This is a genomic window from Marinomonas sp. TI.3.20, from assembly GCF_038155025.1.
Taxonomy (GTDB): domain Bacteria; phylum Pseudomonadota; class Gammaproteobacteria; order Pseudomonadales; family Marinomonadaceae; genus Marinomonas; species Marinomonas flavescens.
Window position 1 is genome coordinate 1 of the sequence record NZ_JBAKAS010000077.1, and the last position, 457, is coordinate 457.

The window sequence follows — 457 nt, forward strand, 5'->3', positions numbered from 1 at the left end:
ACCAGATGACGATCCATCATTTTATCCATTGACCATCCAACAACACGTCGGGAAAATAAGTCGATAACAGTCGCGACGTACAAAAAACCTTCATGGGTCCTAACGTAGGTGATATCACTTACCCACGCTTTATTAGGGGTATCAGGATTAAACTGACGCTTCAATATGTTGTCAGCAATCTTGCCTACTTTACCGCCTTGGATATGGCGACGTTTATAGCCAATCTGGGCCTTAATCTTGTTATTACGCATGATCTTGGCAGCACGATGTACGCTACAGGATTCTCCCTCATCCCGAAGGTCACGATGTATCCATGGGCTTCCATAGGTCCCACCGCTAGCGATGTGGCATTCACGTATTCGTTCTAACAGTCGCAGATCTTCAATAGACCGATCAGACAGTGGCTTTTTCAACCAAGCATAATAACCGCTTCGATGAATTTTAAAGACGTGACACA

General features: G+C 44.9%; 1 protein-coding gene. It reads right to left on the minus strand.

The features are described from left to right. Positions 1–457 (minus strand): IS3 family transposase (locus V6259_RS19635; protein ID WP_341585967.1); only part of this gene is annotated, 457 nt, incomplete at both ends.